This is a genomic window from Myxococcus llanfairpwllgwyngyllgogerychwyrndrobwllllantysiliogogogochensis (assembly GCF_006636215.1).
Classification (GTDB): domain Bacteria; phylum Myxococcota; class Myxococcia; order Myxococcales; family Myxococcaceae; genus Myxococcus; species Myxococcus llanfairpwllgwyngyllgogerychwyrndrobwllllantysiliogogogochensis.
Map to the genome: position 1 here is coordinate 54,785 of NZ_VIFM01000014.1, position 26,795 is coordinate 81,579.

The 26,795-nt window shown below is 67.0% G+C and carries 19 protein-coding genes and 1 pseudogene; 12 read left to right on the plus strand and 8 right to left on the minus strand.

The genetic code is table 11. The features are described 5' to 3' along the window. The first annotated feature begins 169 nt into the window (after window positions 1-169). Window positions 170-889, plus strand: coding sequence for a glycosyltransferase family 2 protein (locus FJV41_RS05510; protein WP_141641343.1), 720 nt, complete (start codon window positions 170-172; stop codon window positions 887-889). Between the two features lie 39 nt (window positions 890-928). Here FJV41_RS05510 and FJV41_RS05515 read toward each other — a convergent pair whose 3' ends face one another. Together FJV41_RS05515 and FJV41_RS05520 are read right to left on the minus strand one after the other, a co-directional pair. Beyond that, window positions 929-3,040, minus strand: a complete 2,112-nt coding sequence (locus tag FJV41_RS05515; protein ID WP_141641344.1) for a monovalent cation:proton antiporter family protein — start codon at window positions 3,038-3,040, stop codon at window positions 929-931. Between the two features lie 168 nt (window positions 3,041-3,208). Then, window positions 3,209-3,685, minus strand: coding sequence for a hypothetical protein (locus FJV41_RS05520; RefSeq protein ID WP_141641345.1), 477 nt, complete (start codon window positions 3,683-3,685; stop codon window positions 3,209-3,211). 361 nt (window positions 3,686-4,046) lie between these two features. On the opposite strand from FJV41_RS05520, the gene FJV41_RS05525 reads away from it, so the two are divergent. The 3 genes from FJV41_RS05525 (at window position 4,047) to FJV41_RS05535 (ending at window position 6,674) form a co-directional block, all read left to right on the plus strand. After that, window positions 4,047-4,589, plus strand: a complete 543-nt coding sequence (locus FJV41_RS05525; protein ID WP_141641346.1) for a putative ABC transporter permease — start codon at window positions 4,047-4,049, stop codon at window positions 4,587-4,589. Window positions 4,590-4,758: 169 nt separating this feature from the next. Further along, entirely contained in the window at window positions 4,759-5,793 is a 1,035-nt protein-coding gene (locus FJV41_RS05530) for a rod shape-determining protein (protein ID WP_141641347.1), read from the plus strand. Between the two features lie 119 nt (window positions 5,794-5,912). Then, a complete protein-coding gene (locus FJV41_RS05535) occupies window positions 5,913-6,674 on the plus strand; it encodes a LolA family protein (RefSeq protein WP_141641348.1) in 762 nt (253 codons plus the stop codon). 78 nt (window positions 6,675-6,752) lie between these two features. Here the strand turns inward: FJV41_RS05535 and FJV41_RS05540 are convergent, their stop codons facing one another. Continuing rightward, window positions 6,753-7,289, minus strand: coding sequence for an imm11 family protein (locus FJV41_RS05540; RefSeq protein WP_141641374.1), 537 nt, complete (start codon window positions 7,287-7,289; stop codon window positions 6,753-6,755). Between the two features lie 762 nt (window positions 7,290-8,051). Between FJV41_RS05540 and FJV41_RS05545 the strand changes: the two genes are divergently transcribed. Together FJV41_RS05545 and FJV41_RS05550 are read left to right on the plus strand one after the other, a co-directional pair. After that, on the plus strand, window positions 8,052-9,512 hold the full coding sequence (locus tag FJV41_RS05545; RefSeq protein WP_141641349.1) for an AAA family ATPase: 1,461 nt from the start codon (window positions 8,052-8,054) through the stop codon (window positions 9,510-9,512). Beyond that, window positions 9,509-10,462 carry a DUF4435 domain-containing protein gene (locus tag FJV41_RS05550; protein ID WP_141641350.1) on the plus strand — a complete coding sequence of 318 codons (954 nt, stop codon included), beginning with the start codon at window positions 9,509-9,511 and terminating at the stop codon, window positions 10,460-10,462. Before FJV41_RS05545 ends, FJV41_RS05550 begins: the two co-directional genes overlap by 4 nt. Before the next feature lie 49 nt (window positions 10,463-10,511). Here the strand turns inward: FJV41_RS05550 and FJV41_RS05555 are convergent, their stop codons facing one another. Further along, window positions 10,512-11,297: a glutathione S-transferase family protein gene (locus tag FJV41_RS05555; protein ID WP_141641351.1), complete on the minus strand. Its 786-nt coding sequence runs from the start codon at window positions 11,295-11,297 to the stop codon at window positions 10,512-10,514. 52 nt (window positions 11,298-11,349) lie between these two features. Further along, window positions 11,350-11,661 carry a hypothetical protein gene (locus tag FJV41_RS53490; protein ID WP_246137017.1) on the minus strand — a complete coding sequence of 104 codons (312 nt, stop codon included), beginning with the start codon at window positions 11,659-11,661 and terminating at the stop codon, window positions 11,350-11,352. On the opposite strand from FJV41_RS53490, the pseudogene FJV41_RS56980 reads away from it, so the two are divergent. From FJV41_RS56980 to FJV41_RS05570, 3 genes and pseudogenes are all read left to right on the plus strand, one after another. Continuing rightward, a pseudogene (locus FJV41_RS56980) lies at window positions 11,600-12,025 on the plus strand (YdeI/OmpD-associated family protein); the annotation flags it as partial. The gene FJV41_RS53490 and the pseudogene FJV41_RS56980 sit on opposite strands and share 62 nt — an antisense overlap. Before the next feature lie 134 nt (window positions 12,026-12,159). Next, window positions 12,160-12,921: an ABC transporter ATP-binding protein gene (locus FJV41_RS05565; RefSeq protein WP_141641352.1), complete on the plus strand. Its 762-nt coding sequence runs from the start codon at window positions 12,160-12,162 to the stop codon at window positions 12,919-12,921. Window positions 12,922-12,923: 2 nt separating this feature from the next. Next, window positions 12,924-13,730, plus strand: coding sequence for an ABC transporter permease (locus FJV41_RS05570; protein ID WP_141641353.1), 807 nt, complete (start codon window positions 12,924-12,926; stop codon window positions 13,728-13,730). Between the two features lie 4 nt (window positions 13,731-13,734). Here FJV41_RS05570 and FJV41_RS05575 read toward each other — a convergent pair whose 3' ends face one another. Both FJV41_RS05575 and FJV41_RS05580 read right to left on the minus strand, forming a co-directional pair. Continuing rightward, window positions 13,735-15,813, minus strand: a complete 2,079-nt coding sequence (locus FJV41_RS05575) for a prolyl oligopeptidase family serine peptidase (protein ID WP_141641354.1) — start codon at window positions 15,811-15,813, stop codon at window positions 13,735-13,737. A 149-nt stretch (window positions 15,814-15,962) separates the two neighbouring features. Further along, a complete protein-coding gene (locus FJV41_RS05580) occupies window positions 15,963-16,958 on the minus strand; it encodes a zinc-binding dehydrogenase (protein ID WP_181790408.1) in 996 nt (331 codons plus the stop codon). A 99-nt stretch (window positions 16,959-17,057) separates the two neighbouring features. On the opposite strand from FJV41_RS05580, the gene FJV41_RS05585 reads away from it, so the two are divergent. From FJV41_RS05585 to FJV41_RS05595, 3 genes are all read left to right on the plus strand, one after another. Beyond that, complete coding sequence (locus FJV41_RS05585; protein WP_141641356.1) at window positions 17,058-17,381, plus strand: winged helix-turn-helix transcriptional regulator; 324 nt, start codon at window positions 17,058-17,060, stop codon at window positions 17,379-17,381. A 49-nt stretch (window positions 17,382-17,430) separates the two neighbouring features. After that, complete coding sequence (locus FJV41_RS05590) at window positions 17,431-21,627, plus strand: MG2 domain-containing protein (RefSeq protein WP_141641357.1); 4,197 nt, start codon at window positions 17,431-17,433, stop codon at window positions 21,625-21,627. Between the two features lie 213 nt (window positions 21,628-21,840). Then, a complete protein-coding gene (locus tag FJV41_RS05595) occupies window positions 21,841-25,899 on the plus strand; it encodes an MG2 domain-containing protein (RefSeq protein ID WP_141641358.1) in 4,059 nt (1,352 codons plus the stop codon). A 28-nt stretch (window positions 25,900-25,927) separates the two neighbouring features. Here FJV41_RS05595 and FJV41_RS05600 read toward each other — a convergent pair whose 3' ends face one another. Next, window positions 25,928-26,656 carry a 2OG-Fe dioxygenase family protein gene (locus FJV41_RS05600; RefSeq protein ID WP_141641359.1) on the minus strand — a complete coding sequence of 243 codons (729 nt, stop codon included), beginning with the start codon at window positions 26,654-26,656 and terminating at the stop codon, window positions 25,928-25,930. Between the last annotated feature and the right edge of the window lie 139 nt (window positions 26,657-26,795).

The window sequence follows — 26,795 nt, forward strand, 5'->3', positions numbered from 1 at the left end:
GGGCCCCCCATGGCCCTCCCCCCAAGAAAGCATTCCACGCAAAACAGGCACCTCTTGCTACCCCCCCATCTCACACTGGCGCGAGGGGAAAGGGCATTCACCCCGGCTCCACGCGCCGGGTGCTGGACAGTCGCCCTCCCCCACGAAATGAGGTAGAGGGCTCAACGCCATGCTCGTCTCTCTCGTCATCCCCGTTTACAATGAGATTCCCACACTCGCGGAGCTGCTGCGCCGCTGCATCGCCGTCGACTTTCCGAAGGAGCTTGTCCTGGTGGACGATTGCTCCCGGGACGGAAGTCGGGAGCTGCTCCAGCAGCTCGCGGAGCAGGGCGTGGGTGTGTTGGGGGGAACCCCCAAGAACCGCAACGAAGTCCGGGTGCTGTTCCAGGAGCAGAACCAGGGCAAGGGCGCCGCGCTGCGGCGCGGCTTCGCGGAGTCGACGGGGGACATCATCCTCGTTCAGGACGCGGACCTGGAATACGACCCCAAGGACATCCCGAAGGTGATTCAGCCCATCCTGGACGGGGATGCGGACGTCGTCTTCGGCAGTCGCTTCACGGGGACGCCCCGGCGGGTGCTGTACTTCTGGCACACCGTGCTCAACAACATGCTGACCACGCTCTCCAACATGACGAGCGGGCTGAACCTCACGGACATGGAGACCTGTTACAAGGCCTTCCGCGCCGAGGTGCTGCGCTCCGTCGAGGTGGAGGAGAACCGCTTCGGCTTCGAGCCCGAAATCACCGCCAAGGTGGCCCGAGGCAACTGGCGCATCTTCGAGGTGCCCATCAGCTACCACGGGCGCACGTACGAAGAGGGCAAGAAGATTGGCTGGAAGGACGGCGTGCGCGCCCTCTACGTCATCGGCAAGTACGCGCTGAAGCGGTAGGGACGGCGGGACATGGCCGCCGCCCCCACCGGGGCGGTGCTACCCGTGGGCCCGCGTCTCCGGAGCCGGCGGCTCGGGCGGCGGCGCGGCGGGCTCCACGCCCATCAAGAGCGCCTTGGCCGCGTCCACCGCCTCGCACGTGCCCGTCAGCGCGAGCACGTCTCCAGCCCGCAGCACCTCCTGCGCGGTGGGCACGGAGAGGCTCTCCTCACCGCGCTGAATCGCGAGCACCGTCGCGCCGGTGAGGCCGCGCAGGTTCACCTGGGCCAGCGTCTTGCCCGCCACCGGGCTCTTCTCCTCCAGCCGCACGGACGCCGGCGCGCCCAGGCCCGGCAACAGGCCCTGGACGTGGTCCAGCGCGTGCTCGTCCCCGCCCGGCTCCTTCGAGTGGGACTGCGCCGCCAGCGCCGCGACGATGACCTGTGCTCCGGCGCGCACGTGTCCGTGCAGGTTGGTGGCGCCGCGCCAGAACGCCACACCCAGCGCGCCCACCAGCGTCAGCACGATGAGGGGACCGGTGGCGCCCTTGAGGAAGGGCTGCGTCACCATGACGACGGGGATGCCCACCAGCAGGACGATTCCCACCTGCAGCGTGACGAGCAGCACCCGCCGGGGCGCCGCGGCCAGGTCCAGTTTGCCGTCCTTGCGCGCCGGCAGCGCGGCTTCCGCCAGCGTGGCGCCCAGCCGCCGGGCGATGCCGATGACGCCCAGGATGAACGGCACCGACAGCAGCACCGCGCCGCCGAGGATGACGTTCTTGGACACGTCCTCGTCCAGCCCCGTGCGCGTCTCGACGAAGCCCGCCATGCGCTCGGCCGACATCGTCGTTCCAATCACCAGCGTCACCAGCAGCACGGCGTCCAGCACCAGCAGGCGAATCAGCCGCCGCACGTCCGCGCCCAGCGTCTCGCGCCGGGGCGCCTGCCGCAGCCGCTCCACCCAGGTGCCGTACAGCGTGACGAAGGTCTGCAGCGGCTTGGGCAGCTTGCGGTCCACCCACGTCGCCACCGGCCCCGACACCTTGATGAGCAAGGGCGTGGTGAGCGTGGTGATGGCCGACACGGCCACCGCCACCGGGTAGATGAACGAGCCCGTCGCCTTCAACGACAGCCCCAGGCCCGCGATGATGAAGGAGAACTCACCAATCTGCGCCAGGCTCATGCCCGCCTGGACGGACGTGCGCGTGCCGTTGCCGGTGAGGAAGGCCCCCAGCGTCACGCTGAGCAGCTTGCCCAGGATGACCACCGCGGTGAGCACGAGGATGGCCGCCCAGTGCTCGACGATGAGCTCCGGGTTGATGAGCATGCCCACCGACACGAAGAAGATGGCCGCGAACATGTCGCGCACCGGCTGCACCAGGTGCTCCACCAGCTTCTCCTCGCCCGACTCCGCCACCAGCGAGCCCGCGAGGAACGCGCCGAGCGCCACCGAGTAGCCGAACGACTGCGCCAGCAGCGCCACCGCGAAGCAGATGCCCACGCTCGTCACGAGCGTCGTCTCCGGCCGGTTCAGCTTGATGACCGCGCGCATGGCCCGGGGGATGATGAACAGGCCCACCGCCACCAGCCCCACCAGGAACGCCACCAGCTTGCCCGTGGTGAGCGTCAAATCCTTCACGTTCAGGCCCGCGCCCGTGGAGACGGCCGTCAGAGTCGCCATCAACAGCACGGCGATGAGGTCCTCGACGATGAGCACCCCCACCACCAGCTCCCGCAGCTTGCCCCGGATGCCCTGTTCGTCGAACGCCTTGGCGATGATGGTGGTGCTGGAGATGGCGATGAGCGCGCCGGTGAAGAGGCTCTCCAGCGTCGTCCACCCGAAGGCCCGCCCCACCACGAAGCCCAGCCACACCATGATGCTGCACTGGATGACGGCGGTGACGCCGGCGGTGAAGCCCACGGAGAACAGCTTGCGCAGGCTGAACTCCAGCCCCAGCGAGAACATCAGCAGGATGACGCCCAGCTCCGACAGCGTCGTGACGACCTCTGGATTGGCCACCAGCGGAATCGGCACGAAGGGCCCCACGACGAGCCCCGCGAGGATGTAGCCCAGCACCACGGGCTGTCGCAGCTTCTGGAAGAGAACAGTCGTCACCGCGGCGACGCACAGGACAATGGCAATGGCCTGGAGGACCTCGTGGGCTCCGTGCATCAGGTCACCTCAAGAATGAAAAACTCGGATGGGACACGACCCGCCGTCGCTCCGAGGAAATCGGAGACAAAGGCCGTCGCGCGCGAAGGAAAGGAAAAGACGTCGTAACGCCGGAAATGAGCGCGGGCTCGAACAAGCGCCGGACGAAGCCGGCACGACGCTCGCGGCTCAGCGGCCCCGGGGAGGACCGCGCAACGGCCGGGTGACGATGGAGGGACGGTCCGCGATATCCCCGCTCGAAGTCGGGGCCGCCGCGGACCGACGTTCTCTCAAGGTGACGCGCGCGACGGCGTGACGCCGCTCGCGGCCCCAGCGATGGAGCGCCTGGAGGTCCGGCTCGAAGGAGGCGCGGCCTCGCGCGGAGGACGGCGGGGTGAAGGCGAGGCCGGAGCCGACGTGCAGACCCGAGTCCCAGCCCCCCAGGTCGGTGACGTGGAACTGCGCGCCCCACCGACGTGAAGGCCCTTTCGAGGACTTCGAGCCCTGGCGGACGGAGGTCGCGCCGCTGTCCAGGTAGAAGCTCCGCTCGGAGGCCCACACGGTGGGGCACTCGGCGGCCTCGGCGCGAAAGACAGTGGCCAGGACGAGGCTCACCCCCAAGGCGAGCAGCACCGTCCGGAGCGTCTCGCTCCCGGAGCCGGGCATTCGCGATGTCGTGCCGGGGGAGCGCATCACTCGTTCAGGTACTACGCCGGACCTGGGCCCGTAAAGCGCGCCCTGCCTCACGCTCGCCAGTCCGCTGGAGCCAGGCTACTGGCGCGGGACAACTGCTCCACCGGTTGTCGCGCTCGCTGACGCGTGAGGCTGACGCCTTGCTCCAGGCCGACGCGTCACAGACCTGTAGGGCCATGTCCTCCCCCCGCGTGGAGCACCGTCGCGTCGGTGAAGGGGCGCGGGGCCCTTCCGTGTGGAGGGGAGAACGTCCACCCGTGCACATCGACGGCAGGCGTCGATTCGTCGTGGGGCGGGGCCTGCCGGTTGCGAGGATCGGCCCTAACTTGAGGGCGTGCTTTCACGATTCTTGCTCTACGGGTGCACGGGTTGGGTGTTGGAGGTCCTCTTCACCGGGGCTGGCGCGGCCTTGAGCAGGGACCGGAGCGCGACGGCGCGGACCTACCTGTGGATGCACCCCATCTATGGAGGCACGGCGCTGGCGCTGGAGGAGGTCTCCGCGCGGCTCAAGCCCCTGCCTCGGCCCCTGCGGGCGCTGGCCTACACCGCCCTCATCTTCGGCGCGGAGTACGCCACGGGGTGGATGCTGCGCAAGCTGCTCGGCCGCTGCCCGTGGGACTACGCGCCGCACCGGTGGAGCGTGCACGGCCTCATCCGCCTGGACTACGCCCCCGCCTGGTACCTCACCGCGCTGATGTTCGAGCCGGTCCGGGACGGGCTGCTCCACGTCACCAGCGAGGCCCTGCGCCACACCCCCGAGTACCGGGAGGCGGAACAGGCAGGGGAATTGCCCGTGTGCCTGCCAGAAGGCCAGGCGGAGCAGGCCGGCGTGGTGGCCGCGCGCTTCGAGCAGGCCCACTCGGAAGCGGCTCCCTGAGCCCCCGAGCCTCGGGGCTCCAAGTCCGGTGGCCGACTGCCCCCCAGGCGGTTATTGGAGCGCCGCCGGCTTTTCTTCCTCCGTGCCGCGTCGCGTAGTACCTTCGCGACCGCTCTTCCCACGCGCCAGCGGGAAATTCCGCCGACTCTTCGAAAGTTTCCGCCCTCGTATGTTCGACTGGCTTCACACCCTTTTTTCGCGCGACCTCGCCATCGACCTTGGGACGGCGAACACGCTCATCTACATCCGCGGTCAGGGCATCGTGTCCAACGAGCCCTCTGTGGTGGCCGTCCAGCATGACGCGCGCGGGGGCAAGAAGGTCCTCGCGGTGGGCAAGGAAGCCAAGGAGATGCTGGGGCGGACGCCGGGCAACATCGTTGCCATCCGGCCGATGAAGGACGGCGTCATCGCCGACTTCGAAATCACGGCGGCGATGCTGCGCTACTTCATCCAGAGCGCGCACAACCGCAAGACGCTGGTCAATCCTCGCATCATCATCGGCATCCCCTCTGGCATCACCGAGGTGGAGCGCCGCGCGGTGCGTGAGGCGGCGGCGAACGCGGGCGCGCGCGAGGTCTACCTGATTGAGCAGCCCATGGCGGCGGCCATCGGCGCGGGCCTTCCGGTGACGGAGCCCAGCGGGAACATGATTGTGGACATCGGCGGCGGCACGTCCGACGTCGCGGTCATCAGCCTCGCCGGCATCGTGTTCGCCAAGAGCGTGCGCATCGGCGGCGACAAGCTGGACGAAGCCATCATTCAGTACGTGAAGCGCAAGTACAACCTGCTCATCGGTGAGCGCACGGCCGAGCTCATCAAGATGGGCATTGGCACCGCGTACCCGACGGACGAGGTCATGACCATGGAGATCAAGGGTCGCGACCTGGTGGCCGGTGTGCCGCGCACGCTGACGGTGTCCAGCGACGAAGTCCGCGACGCGCTCGCCGAGCCCGTCAACGGCATCGTCGAGGCCGTGAAGCTGACGCTGGAGCGCACGCCGCCGGAGCTGGCGGGTGACATCGCCGACAGGGGCATTGTCCTGGCCGGTGGTGGCGCGCTCCTGAAGAACCTGGACACGCTGTTGCGCGAGGAGACGGGCCTGCCCGTGTTCCTCGCGGAGGACCCGCTCTCCGCCGTCGTGATGGGCGCGGGCAAGGCGCTGGAGTCGCTCGATATCCTCCGGCAGGTCTGCCAGCCGGGCTGAGGCCCGGAAGTCACTTCCCGCCTGCGCCCACGGCGCCGAGCCTTTCACGAGGCCGGCGCCGTTCGTGTGTCTGGGGACGGGTTTGACAGCCATGTGGCGCCTGGATTGTGGTGCACCGCATGAGCTCATTCTCGGTTCGTCACACGCTGTCGGGAGTCCTCGCCGCCACGCTGCTCTTGTCCACGCCCGCCCTCGCCGACTGGGTCGGGGACCTGCGCGTGAAGAGCGCCCCACTGCCCGGACAAAAGGGCGCGCCCCCGGAGACGAAGGGCAAGATGTACGGCCGTCCGGGGATGATGCGCATGGACCTGGCGCCCGCCGAGGTCCCCGGCGGCATGTCCATCATCTTCGACTGGGACAAGCGCACCGGCACCACCCTCTTTCACTCGAGGAAGGCCGCCACCAGCCGCAGCCTCGATGACATGTCGGTGAAGATTCCCGGCACCTGTGTGGGCAAGGACCAGGACTTCGACGCCTGTTTCAAGGAGCAGGGCTTCAAGAAGGTCGGCACCGAGAAGGTCAACGGCCACCCCACCGTCGTCTACGAGGGCGTTCCTCCCGGCGCCGAGGGCAGCATCCAGCGCCAGAAGGTCTGGCGCCCCACCGACCTCCCGGAGGTCGCCTATGTGCGCAGCCAGACCTTCGACAAGCAGGGCAAGGTCCAGGCGGACATCGACGTCACCAACATCCAGATGGGCGCGCAGCCCGCCTCGCTCTTCGCCGTCCCCGCGGGCTACCAGGAGCTGGACGCCGCCAGCGCCGCGCCCCCCATCATGGGGTCCTTCAAGCCCGAGGACCTCCAGGGCAAGACGCCCGAGCAGATTCAGGAAATGATTCGTCAGCGCATGCAGCAGGGCCCGCCGCCCGCGAAGAAGAAGTAGCGCCGCGTGCGCCACGGCGCCGTGCTTCCGCGAAGGCTCGCGGAGCCGGCGCCGTTCGTGCGTCCGGGGCGTGGTGAGTCAGACCTCGGTGAACTTCGCGCCGGTGGTCCGCTCACGCTCCAGGGCTGCCTTGATGTCCTCGGAGACGATGAGCCCCAGGTCCCAGCCCCAGGTGCGGAACACCTGAGCATCGCCCACCTTCGTGGAGTCGATGCGCATCCCAATGACGGACTTGTAGTCACCCACCCGCTCGGGTTGTCCATCCTCCGGCTTCCAGTAACGAACCTCGTCAGAGGCTTCGTCGTCGATACAGCGGATGAGCCGGGTGACGACCAGGATGAGGTACTGGTCGAGGTCGCCCTGAATCTCCACGGGGATGAGCTGAACGTCGCTGGGGGCGAGCTCCGCGAAGACAGTCGCGACTCGGATATGGACAACGGGTGCCATGCCCAAACCCGCGGTGCTGAAGTCCAAGCGCCTTCCAGGCTCTTCGATGGGAACCGACAGGCGTCCCGGGCTCGGAATCGGATGCCCCGCCCGGAAGGCATGCGGGTCATCCACCTGGAATCCCCGCTCGTCCAGAGAGTCTCCCAGGTCCCAGTTTCCGCCCCTCATCTCCTTCGCGGTGAGCGTCAAGGGAAATGTCGCGTGCGAGGGTTCATCTGATGCGTTTCATCTCCTGCACCGCTGAGGTGAGGTTCGGAGAGGGGCCAAGGCGAACGGGGCCTGCTGGCGTCCAGTTGCGAGTGTCGCGGCTCCATCGCTCGGGCGGCCCTCCTCAGCCCCTCTGCACCCTCCAGCCCTTCAACGGGGCCCTATCCCTCTTACGCGCATGCGCCCAATTTTCCTGGGAGGAGGCAGAGGCAACAACGAGTCAGTCGTTACCCAAAGGCGTCGGAATCGAACTCACGCACGACTCCCTTCAAACAGAGGCTGACCCACATATGCAAAACTCAGCTCCAATTTTCATCAGAAGCCAAACAACACATACCCACCCAACCGAAGCAGAAATAGATCACCCCGTCAAGCGCAACCATCAAAGAAGGCGGCACCAAAGGCCATCAAAAGCCTCAACAACGGGTCAACGACGACACCACAAATCCAAGAATTGACCCCATACACACCACCTCACGACTGTTGCTAGCAATACCACCATCAACATGCCACGCTCTTCATACGTCCCAAACAATCCCAGACAACAAACAACAGACGCCTCAGCAGAACGAGAAGACTAGCAACTCAAAAACACCCAACAACTAACATCCACCGCACCAGTACAATCCCCAGGCCTCAGCACCCCAGGCTTCAAAAAATCATCTCCATCCAAACCGCAGCGCCTCGCCACCACGCGACACGCCCCACGACAAGAGCAAGACAATGACCCAAACAATTCTAAAAAGATTTCGAATCAACCGCCTTCATGGGTACAAGGACATCGAAATCGACTTTTCAAGCCCAGCAAGAATTCTCATCGCTGGAAACGGCTCCGGCAAAACAACAATCTTCAACGCACTCCACGCCCTACTGCGGTGCAGATTCCACCGAATGCACGCGCTGGACTTCCATTCAATCGAATGCGAGTTCACTGGAGAGCCCAAGCCGATTCAGCTACTGAAATCACAGATAGCAAAACCAACCACCGACCCTGTCGACAAGGCAACACACCTACTTGCAAGAATTCCCGGTCTAGATGTCGAGGAGACCATTGAACATCTCCAAACCCAATACCGCATCGGTCATTTTCAGGAGCAATCACAAAACGATTCAATTGTGCGAGCAATATACCTCCACCTGCCAGGGGGATATTCAGAAATTGGCGCCGCGATCGACGAAATAGCAGCCGAATTGCGCGGAATGCATTCAACACATCTTTCCGAAACTGCAGCGGTAATCCGGCGAGCTCTCGGAGGGAGCGAAGTAGTTTATCTGCCCACCTACCGTCGTATTGAGTTGCCGCTCCTAAGAAGCACCAAGAAGGGACCCACAAGTCGTGCCGCGCAACAGGAAACAATATTCTCAGAGGAATCGCCAGACACAAAACACATCAACTTCGGGCTTGCAGATGTCGAAAAGCGACTAAACGATCTCTCGGAAAGTGTCGAGCGACATTCGAACTCCGAATACCGGAACATCAGCGCAACAATACTTGATGAGGCTCTTGCCGATCAGATCCAGGGTTCAGCCGCAGTCGAAGGACTTCCCGACATTGAGTCCCTACGCAGATTCCTGTCACGGGTCTCGCAAGACACAGTTGAGTTTCCTTTTCGATTCGCAATCAACCGTCGATCAAGCACCGAGAAGAATGAGCGCAGAATCAGTGCCATTGAAAACCTATACAACACCAACGAGATACACTCCGAACGACAAATCTTCCTCCGATACTTTCTCAGTCGACTGGGGACTGTAATCGAAAAGACCAAAGAAACAGAGGCAATGCTTCAACGCTTCGTCGATGCCTGCAATGGCTACCTAAGCGAATCGGCCGACGAGAAAATCTTTACCTACGATCCCAACGCCACACAGGTGAAGGTAATCAATTCCTGGACCCGACAAAGCATCCCCCTCGGCAATCTGTCCTCTGGGGAGAAGCAAATCGTATCGATGCTTGCTCACCTCTACCTGAACAAGAAAAAGAAATTTGTCCTAATCGACGAGCCCGAACTGTCGCTATCTATAGAGTGGCAGAAGCGAATTCTTCCAGACATGCTCGCATCCGGCTCAATTTCACAGCTTTTTGCTATCACTCACTCTCCATTCATCTTTGACAACAGCCTCGACCCCTGCGCGGGAGCTTTGCGCACTGAACGACATGAGTTTTCGCGTGGAGACTCTCCATGACAGAGATTTCTGTCGAGAACCTCAGAAGCCAGAGGGAGCGCCCCTCCGTCCTCAAAACCGAACTCGCACACATACGCTCCCACGACAGGTGCACATTGGTTTTTGTAATGGAGGGCTGGGATGACGCAAAGACATACGAGGTGTGGATCCATCGACTCTCCCCGGACTTGAAATGGGAAACACTGATCGCAAAAGGAAAGAAGAACGCCCTTGAGTTCCGTGCCATGCTCGCCAGAGACCAAACAGGTCTTCGTGAATGTACTTTCTTTATCGTCGACCATGACTACGATGGACTTGCCGGCACAGACAATGGCGCAGACATCTATGTCCTGCCCGCCTACTCCGTTGAAAACCTACTCACACACACAGACGTCTTGGGGTCACTGCTAACAACCGAGTTCCGTCTAGTTGGCGCTCCTCAAATCCGAGCAAGAATAACTCAGCAGTTTGCGCAAACCCAGGCTGCATTCTCTGCCTGTGTCAGAGCCTCCTGCGAGACCCTCCACGCAACTAAACGAACAAGCGTAGGAAATGTCCTTATCGACGAGAAACACCTGCGTAGCATCCGCATTGAGCTAAATAGCGCCACAGTAGGCAATCCAGAAACACTCAGCAAGCTTGTTCAGACCGAGCAGACGCTTGGCTCGTTCGATCTTGAATCGGCGCGAGAGTTCTTCGATCTCGCCGACTTGGCAATGTGGACCAGAGGTAAATTTATGATGTGGTTCTTCAAGGACTGGTGCGCCAAATTAATGCAAGACCGAAAATCCGCCAACCCCACTCTCTTTGACAACACAGCAAACGACTGCTCGCTATCAGCAGAGTGGAGCGGATTTGGTTCCCTTGCAGGCCGAAGCCCATTGCCAGAGAAGCTTGATGCTTTCCTCAAACAAGCAGAGGAGTCCTGCAAAACTAATTGCCAACGGCCTCCAGTTAACCAGCCACACTAGAGCCGGTCTCAAAATTGAGCGAGCGGGCACATCGGGCTTCTTCTCTACCTCACCCCGTGCGGGATGCCACGCCGCCGCTTCCAGCGCCCAACGCTCGGGCCTGGGGGCGGCGGTGCTTCGCATACAGGTCGTCGCGCCAAGCGAGCAGGTCGGGGAACGCGGCGGCCAGTGACTCGTGATGCCAGATTTCGCGCGTCCCCGGCCCGAGCGGCAGCCACGCGTCATCCACCGGCCGCGCGAACTGGAGCATGGCGCACGCGGTGATGTCCGCGTAGGTGAAGCCATCCTCCAAGTAGGGCCGTCCACGAAGCTCGGCGCGCAGATGCTCCAGCGCGGGGATGGCCGTCTGACGAATCGCCGCCTCCGGGTCCGCCATGGCCTTGTGCTTGCGCGCGATGAAGCGCGCGCCCAACCGCGCCGTCGGAGCGGACACGCCCCGGAGGAAACCCGGGATGAACGACGGCAGGCTCTCCGCCTGCGCGCGCGGGTTGTGGAGCAGGCGGCTCACCACGCTGGCGCGGGCGATGCTCAACACATGGTCGCTCACCGCCTCCCAGCGCTGGATGGCGGCCATCGCGTTGGCGGGGAACAAGGCCGAGCCCTGCCCCAGCGCCTCGGCGCGGCGGGCGATGGCGAACGAGCCCGTCGTCGCGACGTCCTCCTCGACGAACAGCGGCACGGAGGGATGCGTGCCTTTCGGAGTGCGCCAGCGCAGGGCCAGCTCGCCGATGAGCGGCAGGTGCTCGCGGTAGCGGTGGTCCACGCGGTGATGGTCCAGCGCCCAGCGGGCCTTCTCCGTCCAACCCGAGTAGCTCAACCCGTAAAGAGTGCGCATGCGCCGGGACGCTACCGCCACCACGGGCCCCGTGCATACTGGCCCCATGCCTTCAACTCAGTCTCGGTGACCTGGGCTGAGAGTCGCGCGGGTCCTCCGCTTCCCTGGCCCCGTGGTACAAGCCGGGCCCGATGAGCCCCGCCAAGAAGACCCCGTCCGCGCGGAAGAAGTCTCCGGCCACGAAGTCATCGGCCACTGGGAAGTCCGCGACCCCGAAGCCGGCATCGACTCCAGGCGCCGCCACCACCAAGCCCGCCACCGCGACGCCGACCGGCGAGCTGCCTATCGTCTTCTTCGCGAGCATGGATGCCTTCGACACATGGCTCCAGAAGCACGCCGCCACCTCGCGCGGCGCGTGGCTCAAGCTCACCAAGAAGGGCCACAGCCCCGCCTCGCTCACCTATCAGGAGGCGCTGGAGGTCGCGCTGACGTGGGGCTGGATTGACGGCCAGAAGGGCCGCTTCGACGACACGGCCTACATCCTGAGATTCACCCCGCGCGGCCCGCGCAGCATCTGGTCGACCATCAACCGCGACAAGGCGCTCGCCCTCATCGCCGCGGGCCGGATGAAGCCCTCGGGGCTGGCCGAAATCGAGAACGCGAAACAGAACGGACGCTGGGAGGCCGCCTACGAATCCCAGAGCAAAATCACCGTGCCCGCCGACCTCGCCGCGGCCCTGGCCGCCAATCCCCGCGCGGAGGCGTTCTTCGCCACCCTCAACTCCGTCAACCGCTACGCGGTGCTCTTCCGCATCCACCACGTGAAGAAGGCCGAGACGCGCGCGCAAAATCGCCGAGTACGTCGAGATGCTCGGCAAGCACGAGAAGCTTCACAACTGACGCAGGACGCTCCACCCCCGACATGGCCGAATCCTCCAGCAATCCACCGGTGCTCTCCGTCCGCGAGCTCTGCAAGTCCTACGCGAGCACCGTCGCCGTGGATGGCATCTCCTTCGAGGTCGGCCGCAACGAAATCGTCGGACTGCTCGGCCCCAACGGCGCCGGCAAGACGACGACCATCAACATGGTGCTCGGCGTCCTCGAGCCCACCTCCGGCGCCATCCACATCCAGGGCGTGGACCTCTCCAAACGCCGCTCGCAGGCACTCGAGTACACCAACTTCGCCGCCGTCTACGCGCCGCTCCCCGGCAACCTCACCGTCGTCCAGAACCTGCGCTACTTCGGCATGATTTACGGCGTGAAGCGCGTCTCCGAGCGAATCGAGGCCCTCCTCCAGGAGTTCGACCTCGCGCGCTTCCGCGACACCAAGTGCGGCGTGTTGTCCTCGGGAGAGCAGACGCGCGTCGCGCTCGCCAAGGCCATGCTCAACCGGCCCCAACTGTTGCTGCTCGACGAGCCCACCGCCTCGCTGGACCCGTCGACGGCGCGTGACATCCGCGCTCGCATCCGCGACTTCACCGCGAAGGGCACCGGCGGCGTGCTGTGGACCTCCCACAACATGTACGAGGTGGAAGAGGTGTGTGACCGCGTCCTCTTCATGTCGCGCGGCAAGGTGCTCCTCCAGGGAGACCCGCGCAAGCTGCCCCAGGAGCACGGCAAGGCGACGCTGGAGGAGCTGTTCATCACCGTGGCCCGCGAGCCCCTCGCCCTGGAGCACGCCTAGCCATGCGCCTGTCCCGCGCCGCCGCCATCGTCCTGCGCCAGTTCTACCTGCTGCGCGGAAGCCCCTCGCGCGTCTTCCCCCTCTTCGTCTGGGTGGCCATCGACATCGTCCTGTGGGGCTTCATCACCCGCTACCTGGGCACCATCACCCGCGAGCCGGGCATGGACCTCCTGCCGGCGCTGCTCGGCGCGGTGCTCCTCTGGGACTTCCTCACCCGGGTGATGCAGGGCGTGACAATGGCGTTCTTCGAGGACGTCTGGTCGCGCAACTTCCTCAACGTCTTCGCCACCCCCATGACCATCGCCGAGTACGTCACCGGGCTGGTGCTCTCCAGCATCGCGACCAGCTCGGTGGGACTCGTCGTCATGATTGTCGTCGCGGGCGCGGTGTTCGGCCTGTCGATGCTCGTCTATGGCGCCATGCTGGTGCCGTTCCTGCTGGTGCTGTTCCTGTTCGGAATCGCGCTCGGCATCGTCGGCACGGCGGTGGTGCTCCGACTGGGCCCTTCCGCGGAGTGGTTCATCTGGCCCATCCCCGCGCTCTTGTCCCCGTTCGTCGGCGTCTTCTACCCGCTGTCCACCCTGCCCTCGTGGATGCAGGCCATCTCCCGGCTCCTGCCCCCGTCGTACGTGTTCGAGGGCATGCGCACCATCGTCGCGGGGGACTCGGTGTCGTGGACGACGGTGCTGATGGGGGGCGGCCTCGCCGTGCTCTACATCCTGCTGGCCGCCCTGTTCTTCACCCGCGTTTTCCGCCACGCCGTGCGCACGGGCCTCATCGCCCGCTACAGCGCGGAGAGCGTGAGCTGAGCGCTCAGTCCATCAACTGCTGCGACAGATAGACGTGGTGCAGCGCCCACCGACGCGCGTTGAGCATCGGGTCGGAGTCGTTGGAGTGCCCGCCGTCGGTGTTCTCGAAGTACAGATACGGCAGCCCCATGGCCTCCAGCTTCGCGGCGAACTTGCGCGCATGGCCCGGGTGCACGCGGTCGTCCTTCGTGTTGGTGGTGATGTACGGCTTGGGGTAGCGCACACCCGACTTGAGGTTCTGATAGGCGGAGTACTTCGAGATGAACGCCGCGTCCTCGGGGACGAACGGGTCGCCGTACTCGCCCACCCACGACGCGCCCGCCGGCAGCTTCGGGTAGCGCATCATGTCGATGAGCGGGCTCTCGATGACGGCCGCGTTGAGCAACTCCGGATGCTGCGTCATCACCACGCTGGTAAGGACCCCTCCGTTGGAGCGCCCATAGATGCCGATGTGACTCGGTGAGGTGAGCTTGCGGCGGACCAGGTCCTCCAGCACGGCGGCGAAGTCGTCGAACGCCCGCTGACGCTTCTCGCGCAGCGCGGCCTGATGCCAGCGCGGACCGAACTCGCCACCGCCCCGGATGTTGGCGACGACGTACGCCCCGCCGCGCTCCAGCCACAACTTGCCCATCTCCGGCAGGTACATGGGCGGCTTGGAGACCTGGAAGCCGCCGTAGCCGTACACCACCGTCGGCGTGACGCCGCCCGCCTTGGGCTTCAGGGGCCGCACCAGGAAGTACGGCACCCTCGTCCCGTCCTTCGACTTCACCCAGAACTGCTCCACCCGGTGCTTCGTCGCATCGAAGCGCGCCGGCAGCGACTTCACCTGCTTCACCGAGCCCGACGCCGCGTCACCGAGCCACAGCGATGTCGGCTCCAGGAAACCCTCCGCGCCGGCGAACAGCTTCTCGTGCGAGGACGACGTGGCGACGATTTCCACCGCCGCGTTCTTCGGCATCGCCAGCCGCTTGCGAGTCCAGCGGCCCTTGTTCGACGAGTAGACATCCAGCGCGCCCTTCACGTCCTCGTACAGATTGACGAGCAGCCGGGTGCGCGTGGCCGACACGCGCTCGATGGCCTGACGCGGACCGGGCTGGAAGATGAGCGTGGGCTTCGCCTTCGCGGCGTCCTGCTTCAGCGCGTCCAGCGACCAGGCCAGCAGCGCTCCCTGCTTGAAGCGGCCCCAGTCCTCTTCAATCGTGAAGACGACCTGTCCCTGGACGAACGCCTGGAAGGACACCTTGCGCGGAAAGGGCAACCGCACCGGCGCCGCGTCTCCGAGCAGGAACAGCTCCGACTCGTAGAACGTCACCGCGCGATTGATGAGCACCCCTTGGAGCTGCCCGTCCGCGTCATGCAACACAATGGGGGAGGCGGACACATCCTTGCGCTCGCCCCGGAAGACCTCGGTCGCCTGCTCCACCGGAGTGCCGCGCTTCCAGCGCTTGAGCACGTAGGGGTAACCGGACTCGGTGAGGGTGTCACCGCCCCAGTCCTGACCCACGAGCAGCGTGTCCATGTCCAGCCACGACACGGACGGCTTGCCCTCCTTCAGTCGGAAGCCGCCCTCGACGAACTGCTTCGTGCCCGCGTCGAACTCGCGCGACTCCACCGCGTCCTTGCCGCCGTTGGAGAGGAAGACGACGCATCGCAGGTCCGCGGGGGGCAGGCAGTCGTGGCCCTTCAAGACCCAGGGCGCGCCCTCCTTCTTCGCCAGCGCATCCACGTCCAGCACCGTCTCCCAGGGGATGGTGGCGCTCGCGTAGCCGTCCGTCGTGGTGTGCCGCCACTGGCCGCGCGGGTTCGTCGCGTCCTGCCAGAAGGTGTCCACGCCACCGGCGCGGAAGGACGGCGTGGGGATGCGGTCCGTGGCGGTGAAGATGCGCAGCGCTTCGGCCTGGAACGGCTCGAAGCGCGGGTCCTTCTCCAGCACCGCCTCCGTTCTGGCGTTCTGCGCGCGCACCCACTCCAGCGCACGCTGCCCCTGCACCTCCTCCAGCCACAGGAAGGGGTCCTCCTCCGCCATCGCCGAGGAAGCGGTCAACAGCCCGGTCAGCAGCGGCACGACAAACAACCTGCCCATGTCCTCATCTCCTGATGGCGGTGCGGCGCGGCCTCCAACACGGCGCGCCAGCTCCCATTCCGATGGGCCAGCTTCGCCCAACCCCGGCGCCCTGGCCACCCGCACCCCGTGCTCCCACCGACGACACGCCGAGTCCTGCCCTCGCGGGCTCAGGGAATGAGCAGCACCTTGCCCGTCGTCTCACGGGCCCGCAGCGCGCGGTGCGCCTGGGCGAGGTCCGCGAGCGGATATCGCTGGCCGATGAGCACCTCGACCTGACCCGAGCCCACCAGCGTGAACAGCTCGTCGTAGCTCCGCGCGAGCAAGCCCGGCACACCGAACAGCGGCCAGCCCGAGAAGCCCGTGACGAACTGATTGCGGCTGTAGAGCCCCAGCACCTGCGCCGAGTCCAACTCGCCGAGCTGGTGCGTCGCCGCGCCGCCGTAGATGACGAGCGTGCCCTGGATGGCCAGCACCTCCAACCCGAGCCGCCGCACCTCCCCGCCCACCTGGTCGTAGATGACGTCCGGGCCTCGCCCCTCCGTCTCCACGCGGACCCGCGCCGGCCAGTCCGGCTCCGCGTAGCTCACCACCACGTCCGCGCCGAGCCTTCGCGCCACCGCGAGCTTCTCCGGCGTGCTCGCCGTGGCGATGACGCTCCGGGCCCCTTTGAGCCTGGCGAGTTGCACGAGCCAGGAGCCGACGCCCCCAGCCGCCGCGTGGACCAGCACCGCCCTCCCCGCCGGAGGCACGTGCGCCAACATCCACAGCGCGGTGAGCCCCTGGAGCATCATCGCCGCGCCCTGCTCGAAGCTGATGGCATCGGGCAGGGGCACCAGCAGCGACGTCTCCACGACGAGGGCCTCGGCGGCGGCGCCTCCCAACCTTCCCGCGACGAAGAGCGGAACCACTACCCGCGCGCCCACGCCCACCCCTGTCACGCCCGGCCCGAGGGCTTCCACGACTCCCGCTGCCTCCATGCAGGGGATGAAGGGAAACTCGAGCCGGACAGGAGCATCTCCCTGCCGGATGACGGTGTCCCCGAAGTTGAGACCGATGGCCTTCACTCGCACCCGGACCTGTCCCTCGCCGGGCGTGGGAGTCGGGACTTCTTCGTACGTCAGCACCTCGGGCCCACCGTTGCGGGCCAGCCTCACGACCTTCATGCGTGCACCTCCGGAAGGCAGTGAGCCATGGCCTCGCCAATGGCCTCTACCCACTTCGTCGTGGGATACCCACCTGGAGGTCAGCATGGAGCGACGACGATGAAGAACCTTCCCGAGGTTCCGGCCGAGCGGGCGCTGCGAGTAATTGGCGGGCGCTGGAAGCTGCATGTGCTGTGGCATCTGCTGGAGCACCGGCGCCGCCTGTCCGAGCTGCAGCGCCTCATCCCCGGCATCACCCAGAAGGTCCTGATTCAGCAACTCCGTGAGCTGGAGGCACACGGCGTGGTGAGCCGCGAGGTCTTCGCCGAAGTTCCGCCCCGCGTGGAGTACGAAGCGACACCCCTGGGCCTCACCCTGCGGCCCCTGCTCGAGTCCCTGTGCTCCTGGGGACGCCAGCACGCCCAGGCACGGGGAGCGCGCTGATCACCCCACCGTCCAGAACTTCCCACGCGGTCAGCCGTTCAGAGCCAACATGACCCTCCCTGTCCCGCGCCTCCTCGGGGTGCTCCGCGCCCTGGGCCTCGCCGCGTCAGTCCTGCTGGTGCCTGGCCTGGTGCTCGCCGCCCGCCCCAATGCTCCGTCTCCCGAGGGTCGCGACCGCCCCCTCACCTTCGTCTCCACCGACAAGCCCTTCTACCGACCGGGAGAGTCCGTCCTGGTGCGCGGGCTCGTGCTCCAGGCCCTCACCCACAAGCCCATGACGGGCGGAGTGAACGCGGTCATCGAGGTTCGCGGCCCCCGGGGAGACCTCATCGCCCAGGGCCGGGTGTCCTCCCCTGAGACGGCCTGGGGCTACTCGTGGTCCATCCCCGCCGGACAGGCCGGTGGTGAGTACACCCTGCGAGTCAGCGACCCCTGGACGTCCGGAGCCCCGGTGGAGCGCAAGTTCGAGGTGCGTGCCTACCGCGCGCCCCGCCTGAAGACGCAGGTCCAGTTCCTCCGCGACGGCTACGGCCCCGGGGACACCGTCACCGCGACGCTCGACGTGACACGCGCCGAGGGCGGCGTGCCGGAGACGGCGAAGGTGTCCGCCACCGCGCTCGTCGACGGCGCCAGCGTGGCCGAGCAGACCTGCGCGGTGGACCCGCAGGGCCGCTGCACCGTCCGCTTCAACCTGCCGAAGGCCATGGAGCGCGGTGAAGGGACGCTGGCCTTCACCATCCAGGATGGCGGCGTGGTGGAGACGGCGGCGAAGACGATTCCCATCCTCCTCCAGACGCTGGACCTGGCGATGTACCCGGAGGGCGGTGAGCTGGTGGCGGGGCTGACGTCGCGCGTGTACTTCGAGGCGCGGACTCCCGCGAGCAAGCCCGCGGACCTCACGGGCGTGGTGCTGGATACGAAGACGGGCAGGATTGTCGCCACCGTGCGCTCGGAGCACGAGGGCCGGGGCCGCTTCGAGCTCACCCCTCGCGCCGACACGAGCTACGCGCTGCGCATCGACTCACCGGCCGGCATCAAGAAGACCTTCCCGCTGCCCACCGTGAAGGCGACAGGCGCGGTCATCCGCGCGCGCGAGGATGTGATTGCGCCGGGCGGACTGGTGCGGCTCGTCGTGAGCAACACGGGCGTGGGCCGGACGTCGGTGACGCTGAGCCAGCGCGAGGTGCGCGTCGCCTCGGCGGTGCTCGACGCCGAGGACGAGAACCCCGTGACGCTGGACCCGGGCAAGGCGGATGGCGTGCTCATCGCCACCGTGTGGGACGCGGACGGGCGGCCCCTGGCGGAGCGACTGGTGTTCCGGCAGCCCGCGAAGGAAATCACCGTGGAGCTGAAGGCGGACCGCACCCGCTATGAGCCGGGCGCGCCCGTGGAGCTGACGGCGCGCACGCTGCGCGGCGGCGAGCCCGTCTCCGCGCTGGTGATGCTCACCGTCACCGACGACGCGGTGCTGCAGCTCCAGGAGAAGCGCGAGCAGGCACCGTCGCTGCCGGTGATGGTGCTGCTGGAGCACGAGGTGAAGGAGCTGGCCGACGCGCAGCTCTACTTCGACAAGACGAACCCGAAGTCGCGCCTCGCCGTGGACCTGCTGCTGGGCACCCAGGGCTGGAGGCGCTTCGCGTTCATCCACCCGCGCACCTTCATGTCCAGCCACGGAGACGCGGCCCTGCGGACGCTGGCGATGCATGCGTCGCTGCGGTTGCCGGGCCTGCGAGACAAGGCGGACCGGAATCAACGCCTGCCCAAGATATCCAGGCGGTTCATGCGGGCCGAAGCGGTCCCGGAAGAGGTGGAGAAGGAGGAGGGCGCGGGCGATGGCCTGGCGTTCAGGGATGAAGACAGGGCCCTGATGGGCGCGGTGGCTGCTCCCGCGGCCGCCGTGGCTCCCGCGCCCCCTGCCCCTCCCGCGGCCGAGCCCGTTCTGGCCAGGGCGCCAGAGATGCAGGCTCCGGCGGACCTCAAGGTGGCGATGGAGGTCCTCGAGGCCCCCATCCAGGATGAGCAGCCCCGGAAGAAGAGGGCGCACGCCGGCCGTGGGATGGCGGCTCCGGTGTGGCAGGAGCCGGGGGTGCCCTCGTCGTTCATCTACCTGCGTGAGTACGCGCACGTGACGCGACCGGGCCGCAAGTCCGGGGACCGGGTGGACTTCGCGGAGACGCTCTACTGGAACGCGGGCGTGCGCACCGACGCGCGCACCGGCGAGGTCCGCGTGCGCTTCGCGACCAACGACTCCGTGACGACGTTCAAGGCCACGGCCGGCGCGGTGGGTGACGGGGGCGAGCTGGGCTCGGCCGTCGCGGAGCTGGAGTCCTCGCAGCCCTTCTACGTGGAGCCGAAGCTGCCGCTGGAGGTGACGTCGGGTGACGTCGTCCGTCTGCCGGTGGCGCTGGTGAACGGGACGGACGCCGCGCTGACGGGAGTCTCGCTGAAGGCGGAGCTGAAGGGCGACGTGAAGCTCAGCGGCAACCGGACCATGGACCTGGCGGCGAACGGGCGCGGGCGACAGCTGCTCTCCCTGGAGATTGGCCAGCAGTCGCAGCCGGTGGACCTGAAGCTCATCGCGAGCACGGGCAACTACACCGACACCGTCACCCGCACGCTGTCCATCAAGCCCCGAGGCTTCCCGGGCAGCGTGTCCTTCGGCGGGCTGATGTCCTCGAAGAAGCCGGCCACGCACACCATCACCCTCCCCGACAGCGTGCTGCCCGGCAGCGTCCGCGCGACCATCGCCCTGTACCCGGGCCCCGTGTCCAACCTGACCGAGTCGCTCGCGCGCCTCATCCGTGAGCCGAGCGGCTGCTTCGAGCAGACCAGCTCCACCACGTACCCCATGACGATGGCGCAGCAGTACTTCCAGACGCACACGGGGGTGAACCCGGAGCTGGTCGCCTCCGCTCGCGAGAAGCTGACGTCGGGCTACCAGCGACTGGTGGGCTTCGAGACGAAGGAGCAGGGCTACGAGTGGTTCGGCGAGGCCCCGGGCCACGAGGCCCTCACCGCCTTCGGCCTGCTCCACTTCACGGACTTGCAGCAGGTGCACAGCGTGGACGCGCAGATGCTGCTGCGCACGCGCGAATGGATGCTGAAGCAGCGCGACGGTCAGGGCGGCTTCAACCGCAAGCGTCGCGCGCTGCACGTCTGGGTGGAGGACCCCGACACCTCCAACGCCTACATCACCTGGGCACTGCTGGAGAGCGCGCCCCAGAAGGCCGCCACCGCGAAGGAGCTGACGCGCGAGGTGGCCGCGGTGAAGCAGGCCGCGACGAAGAGCACCAACAGCTACGTCGTCGCCCTGGCGGCCAACGTGCTGTCGCTCGCGGGTGACAGCGCGTCGGCCCGGTCGCTGATGGGCAGGCTCGCGAAGCTTCAGCAGCAGAACGGCGTGGTGGGCGGCGGCACGCAGTCCATCGTCGGCAGCTCGGGGGACACGCTCGAAATCGAGACGACGGCGCTGTCCGTGCTCGCCTGGCTGCGCGAGCCGGAGTACCTGGCGAACGTGCAGCGCGCGATGAAGTACATGGCGGAGTCCAGCGACGGTGGCCGCTATGGCGCGACGCAGAGCACGGTGCTCGCGCTGCGCGCCATCATCGCCTACGACAAGGCCCACGCGGCCAACGTCTCCCCGGGACGGGTGCGCGTCTTCGTGGAGGGCCGTCCGGTGGGTGAGCCGGTCAGCTTCACGGGTGCTTCGCAGGAGGCGCTCAAGCTGCCGGACGTGAGCAAGCTGCTCGGCCCGGGTGGGCGTCAGTTGGAGCTGCGCATGGAGGATGGCTCGGAGCTGCCCTACACGGTGGAGGTCACCTTCAACGCGCTGGTGCCGGACAGCTCCAAGCAGACGCAGGTGTCGCTGGAGGTGGCCCTGGCGAAGCACGAGCTCATCGAGGGCGAGCCCACCGAGGCCCGCCTCATGGTCCTCAACCGCACCGGTCAGCACCTGCCGACGGCGGTCGCCATCTTCGGCGTGCCCGGTGGCCTGGAGGTGCGGCATGACCAGCTCAAGGAGCTGGTGAAGCGCAAGGTGGTGGATGCGTACGAGGTGCTGGGACGCGACGTCGTCCTGTACTGGCGGGGCATGGAGGCGAAGAAGCGCATCGACGTGCCGTTGTCCCTGGTGGCGTCGGTGCCCGGCACGTACACCGGTCCCGCGAGCCGCGCGTACCTGTACTACACCGACGAGCACAAGGTCTGGACCGAGGGCGTGAAGGTCACCATCGCCCCGAAGTCCTGAGTCACTGAAGCCCATACGGAGCTTCCAGGGGGACGGCCTCGAAACACGGCCTCCTGGAAGCTTCTGCTGTTGCAGCAGAAACCCCGGAACAGAAACACCATGAGTGCGACTCCTGGTCGCCTCCGAGGTATCGTCGCGCGGAGTACGAGGAGCCACGGCCCCACGCGATGAGCCGGCGTGGAGCTTCCCACGGCGCCTGCGCACAGAGCCGACATGACCTTGTTCCGCTCGCTGAGTCTGGGAGTGCTCGCGGTACTCGCCGTCCTGGTGGGTCTCGCCACGACCTTCCCACGGGTGCCGGTGCTCCCCCGGAAGGAGTTCGTGGGGGGGCCCGGGGCCCGGCCAGAGGCGCTCACGGCCCAGGACCGGCCGTACACCTACGTGAGCCTCGACAAGCCGATGTACCGCCCGGGCGAGCAGGTCTTGATTCGCGGCCTCGTGCTCGAGGCCCTCAGCCGCAGGCCCCATGTCGCCTCCCGGCGCGGGCAAATCGAAATCACGGGGCCCCAGGGAACCATCGTCGGACGGGGCGAGGTGGAGACCTCGGACTCCGTCTGGGGCTACGCCTGGCCCATCCCTCGCGACCTGCCCGGCGGGGGATACACGCTCGTCGTCAACGACCCCTTTACGGGCACCGCCCAGGTGATGCGCAAGTTCGACGTGCGCGACTACCGTGCCCCCCGACTCAAGTCCCAGATTGCGTTCCTCCGCGACGGCTACGGCCCCGGCGACACCGTCACCGCCACCCTGGAAGTCCAACGCGCAGAGGGCGGCATCCCCGAGGGCGCCAAGGTCACCGCCACCGCGCTCGTCGACGGCAAGAGCGTCGCGGAGAAGCCCTGCGAGGTGGATGCCCAGGGCCACTGCACCGTGAGCTTCGAACTGCCCGAGGCCATCGAGCGCGGCGACGGCACGCTCTCCTTCACCCTCCAGGATGGGGGCGTGGTGGAGACGGCGGCCAAGACGATTCCCATCCTGCTCCAGACGCTCGACGTCGCCCTGTATCCAGAGGGCGGAGACCTGGTCGCGGGGCTGACCTCGCGTGTCTACTTCGAGGCGAGGACCCCCATGCGCAAGCCCGCGGACCTGACGGGCGCGGTGGTGGACCTCGCGACGGGAAGGGAGGTCTCCGTCGTCCGCTCCGAGCACGAAGGCCGCGGACGCTTCGAACTCACACCCACCGCGGGCGTTCGCTATGCGCTGCGCGTCGACTCACCCGCCGGAATCAAGAAGACCTTCCCCTTGCCCGAGGTGAAGGCCACGGGCGCGGTCCTCCGAGCGAAGGACGAGGTCATCGCCGCTGGTCAGAAGGTGCGGCTCGCGGTGGACACGGCGGGCGTGGGCCGCACGAAGGTGACCCTGAACCAGCGCGACGTGCGCGTCGCGGAGGCGACGTTGAGCGAAGACGGCGACGTGACGCTGGAAGCTGGCGTTGCGGACGGCGTGCTCGTCGCCACGGTGTGGACCGAGGACGGGCGCCCGCTCGCGGAGCGACTGGTGTTCCGCCAGCCCGCGAACGCACTCTCCATCGAGCTGAAGGCGGACCGCGCGCACCATGCACCGGGCGACGAGGTGGAACTCACCGCGCGCACGCTGCGCGACGGCAAGCCCGTCTCCGCGCTGGTGATGCTCACCGTCACCGACGACGCCGTCCTCCAGCTCCAGGAGAAGCGCGAGCACGCGCCCCTGCTTCCGGTGATGGTCCTGCTGGAGCCCGAGGTGAAGGAGCTCGCCGACGCGCACCTCTACCTCGACACCTCGAACCCCAAGTCCCCGCTCGCCACGGACCTGCTGCTCGGCACCCAGGGGTGGCGCCGCTTCGCGCTCGTTGATCCGCTCACCTTCATGGCGGACCACGACGAGGCCGCAAGGCGCGTACTCGCGGCCCACACCTCGCGACGATGGCCTCCCTCTCCTCCGGAAGCGGAGCTGCGACGCGGCAGGGGCACGCCCCCCGGCGCCAAGAAATGGAACAGGGGGTACTTCGACCCGAACGCCCAGAGGGACCTGCTCGCCTCGGCGTACCTGCTGATGGAGGGGAATGAGCGGCCGTTCGACCCGGCGCGCGGTAACCCCTTGGAGCTTCGCGACGCGCTGGCGAAATTCGAAGGCATGAAGGTCGTCGGCTTTTCGCGGGTACGGGACACCCTCGTGTATCAACGCGAGTACGCCCACCTCGCATCACCCGACCGACAGAAAGGCGAGCGGAGGGACTTCGCGGAGACGCTCTACTGGAGCGCGGGCGTGCGCACGGACGCAGCCACTGGAGAGGCGCGGGTGCGCTTCGCGATGAGCGACTCGGTGACGACGTTCAAGGCCTTCGCCGGGGCGGTGGACGTGGACGGCGCGCTCGGTGCATCCGTGGCCGAGCTGGAGTCCGTGCAGCCCTTCTACACGGAGCCGAAGCTGCCGCTCGAGGTCACCTCCGGCGACGTCGTGCGCCTGCCGGTGGCGCTGGTGAACGGGACAGACGCCACGCTGACGAACATCGCGGTGAAGGCGGAGGTGAGCGGTGACGTGAAGCTCACCGGGGACGTGCCTCGGGACCTCGCGGCGCGAGCGCGTGAGCGGCGACTGCTCACGCTGGAGATTGGCCAGCAGTCCCAGCCCGTGGAGGTGAAGCTCACCACGAGCGCCGGCGGCCACACGGATGTCGTCACCCGCACGCTGGCCATCCAGGCCCAGGGCTTCCCAGGACGCGAGTCCTTCGGCGGCGCGCTGTCGCGGACGCAGCCCGCGGTCCACACCCTCACCCTGCCAGACACGGTGGACCCCGCCAGCATCCGCGCGTCCGTCGTCGTGTACCCGGGCCCCCTGGCCAACATGACCGAGTCGTTCGCCCGTCTCATCCGCGAGCCGACCGGCTGCTTCGAGCAGACCAGCGCCACCACGTTCCCCATGACGATGGCGCTCCAATACTTCCAGCGGCACCCGGGAGCGCGGGCGGAGCTGGTGAAATCGGCGAAGGAGAAGCTGGAGAAGGGCTATCAGCGGCTGCTGGGCTACGAGACGCCGGAGCAAGGCTTCGAGTGGTTCGGCAAGAGCCCCGCCCACGGAGGGCTGACAGCCTTCGCCCTGCTGAGCTTCACGGAGATGCGTCAGGTCATCGAAGTGGACGGGGCCATGTTGGCGCGCACGCGGAACTGGCTGCTGAAACAACGCGACGGGCGAGGCGGCTTCACACCTCCAGGAGACCAGGCGGACACCTCCAACGCCTACATCACCTGGGCCTTGCTGGAGAGCGCACCCCGGCCCGCCGACATGGCACGGAACCTGGAGCGCGAGGTCGCCTTCGTGAAGAAGAGCGCGGCGAAGAGCTCCAACAGCTATGTGACGGCGCTGGCCGCCAATGTGCTGTCGCTCACCGGCGACCACGCGGGCGCGAAGGTGTTGATGGCCCAGCTCGCCAGACGCCAGGGGAAGACGGGCGAGGTCGAAGGGGGTTCGCAATCCGTCGTCGGCAGCACGGGGCAATCGCTGCTCATCGAGACGACGGCGCTGGCGATGCTGGCGTGGCTGCGAGAGCCCGCCTACCTCACGAATGCGCGGCAGGCGTTGAAGTTCCTCGCACGCTCGAACGACGGCGGGCGCTTCGGGTCGACGCAGGGCACGGTGCTCGCGCTGCGCGCCATCCTCGCCTACGACGTCCACGCCATGAAGCCGGCACCGGGCAAGGTGGGACTGTTCGTGGAGGACGTCCTGGTGGGCGAGCCCGTGAGCTTCGAGGCCTCCGCGCAGGAGACCCTCAAGCTGCCCGACATGAGCGGCCTGCTCGGCCCTGGAGGACGCCGGGTGGAGCTGCGCATGGAGGGGAGTTCGGAGCTGCCCTACTCGGTGGAGGTGACCTACACCTCAAGGATGCCGCGCGACTCGGAGAAGAGCCTGGTCGCGCTGGAGGTGTCCCTGTCGAAGCAGCAACTTACCGAGGGCGAGCCCATCGAGGCACGGGTCATGGTCCTCAACCGCACGAACCAGGCGCTGCCCTCGACGATGGCCATCTTCGGCGTACCGGGCGGGCTGGAGGTGCGGCATGACCAGCTCAAGGAGCTGGTGACGCGGGGACTGGTGGACGCCTACGAGGTGCGCGGTCGCGACGTCGTCTTCTACTGGCGCGGCTTCAAGCCCCGCATGCGCCTGGAGGTCCCCCTGTCGCTGGTGGCCACCGTGCCCGGCACGTACACCGGCCCGCCGAGCCGCGCGTACCTGTACTACGCGGACGAGCACAAGGTCTGGGCCGAGGGCCTGAAGGTCTCCATCACTCCGAAGACCTGAGACCTCCGCGCGGCGGCCAGGGGAACCGTCAGGGCCCCTGGAAACCCTTCGCGCGGAAGGTGAGCACCAGCGTGTCACGGTGCCCCTGACCGTCCACGGGTTGAATCGGAGTGCTCTCGTGGATGACGCGCTCGTCGTCGAGCAGCAGCGCCGACCATGGCTCCGTCAGGGTGAAGCGGATGCCATTGGGGCCGGCGGCCTCGAACACGCGCGTCTCGCCGCCCTTGATGCCCTGGCGACCGACGAGCAGGACGACGACGAAGTCCACGCCGTCGCGATGCGCGCCCTCGGGCGTCGGGCGGCCGATGCCATCCGTCGTGTCGATGCGGAACTGGTGCGACTCCACGTACCAGGGTTGAGCGCCCTTCAGCGCGGAGCCGAGGGCCGCGAGACGACTCAGCAGCTGGGGCCACTCGGGCCGCGAGACGACGGCGGGAGGCATCGGCTCGAACCAGCGCTCCAGGCCACCGTGCAGCGCGTTGTACTCGACGGGCTGCCAGTGCGCGCGGTGGGGCACGGGGGTGACGGTGTCGCCATCGACGATGAAACACGAGTGTCGACGCGAGCGATACCGGCCACCGTCGCGCAGGTAGCCGTCCGCCGGGAGGTCATCCCAGGTGGGCCGCCAGAGGTCCATCGTAGCGGCGGGGATGGCCACCAGCTCGGACAGGCCCGCGCGGTCCAGGACGGCGTAGCCCCGGCCTCGCAGGGTGGTGAGTGCATCAGAAGGAACGGAGATGGGCGGAGAGAAGCTCATGGGCGCGAGGACGACGTTGCCGACGAGTCATCGTCCTTCCGGCCACCGTCGTCAACACTCGCGTCTCATGTGGGCTCGTCGGTCCTCCAAGCGAAACGCTCGGCGTGCTGGCGGGCGGCCTTCTCAGGGGCTGGCGAGG

Excerpts from the sequence above, each read along its gene's own strand:
- FJV41_RS05510 (WP_141641343.1), top strand. The coding sequence starts at position 170 with ATGCTCGTCTCTCTCGTCATCCCCGTTTACAATGAGATTCCCACACTC.
- FJV41_RS05515 (WP_141641344.1), bottom strand. The coding sequence starts at position 3,040 with ATGCACGGAGCCCACGAGGTCCTCCAGGCCATTGCCATTGTCCTGTGC.
- FJV41_RS05520 (WP_141641345.1), bottom strand. The coding sequence starts at position 3,685 with ATGCCCGGCTCCGGGAGCGAGACGCTCCGGACGGTGCTGCTCGCCTTG.
- FJV41_RS05530 (WP_141641347.1), top strand. The coding sequence starts at position 4,759 with ATGTTCGACTGGCTTCACACCCTTTTTTCGCGCGACCTCGCCATCGAC.
- FJV41_RS05535 (WP_141641348.1), top strand. The coding sequence starts at position 5,913 with ATGAGCTCATTCTCGGTTCGTCACACGCTGTCGGGAGTCCTCGCCGCC.
- FJV41_RS05540 (WP_141641374.1), bottom strand. The coding sequence starts at position 7,289 with ATGAGGGGCGGAAACTGGGACCTGGGAGACTCTCTGGACGAGCGGGGA.
- FJV41_RS05545 (WP_141641349.1), top strand. The coding sequence starts at position 8,052 with ATGACCCAAACAATTCTAAAAAGATTTCGAATCAACCGCCTTCATGGG.
- FJV41_RS05550 (WP_141641350.1), top strand. The coding sequence starts at position 9,509 with ATGACAGAGATTTCTGTCGAGAACCTCAGAAGCCAGAGGGAGCGCCCC.
- FJV41_RS05555 (WP_141641351.1), bottom strand. The coding sequence starts at position 11,297 with ATGCGCACTCTTTACGGGTTGAGCTACTCGGGTTGGACGGAGAAGGCC.
- FJV41_RS05565 (WP_141641352.1), top strand. The coding sequence starts at position 12,160 with ATGGCCGAATCCTCCAGCAATCCACCGGTGCTCTCCGTCCGCGAGCTC.
- FJV41_RS05570 (WP_141641353.1), top strand. The coding sequence starts at position 12,924 with ATGCGCCTGTCCCGCGCCGCCGCCATCGTCCTGCGCCAGTTCTACCTG.
- FJV41_RS05575 (WP_141641354.1), bottom strand. The coding sequence starts at position 15,813 with ATGGGCAGGTTGTTTGTCGTGCCGCTGCTGACCGGGCTGTTGACCGCT.
- FJV41_RS05580 (WP_181790408.1), bottom strand. The coding sequence starts at position 16,958 with ATGAAGGTCGTGAGGCTGGCCCGCAACGGTGGGCCCGAGGTGCTGACG.
- FJV41_RS05585 (WP_141641356.1), top strand. The coding sequence starts at position 17,058 with ATGAAGAACCTTCCCGAGGTTCCGGCCGAGCGGGCGCTGCGAGTAATT.
- FJV41_RS05590 (WP_141641357.1), top strand. The coding sequence starts at position 17,431 with ATGACCCTCCCTGTCCCGCGCCTCCTCGGGGTGCTCCGCGCCCTGGGC.
- FJV41_RS05595 (WP_141641358.1), top strand. The coding sequence starts at position 21,841 with ATGACCTTGTTCCGCTCGCTGAGTCTGGGAGTGCTCGCGGTACTCGCC.
- FJV41_RS05600 (WP_141641359.1), bottom strand. The coding sequence starts at position 26,656 with ATGAGCTTCTCTCCGCCCATCTCCGTTCCTTCTGATGCACTCACCACC.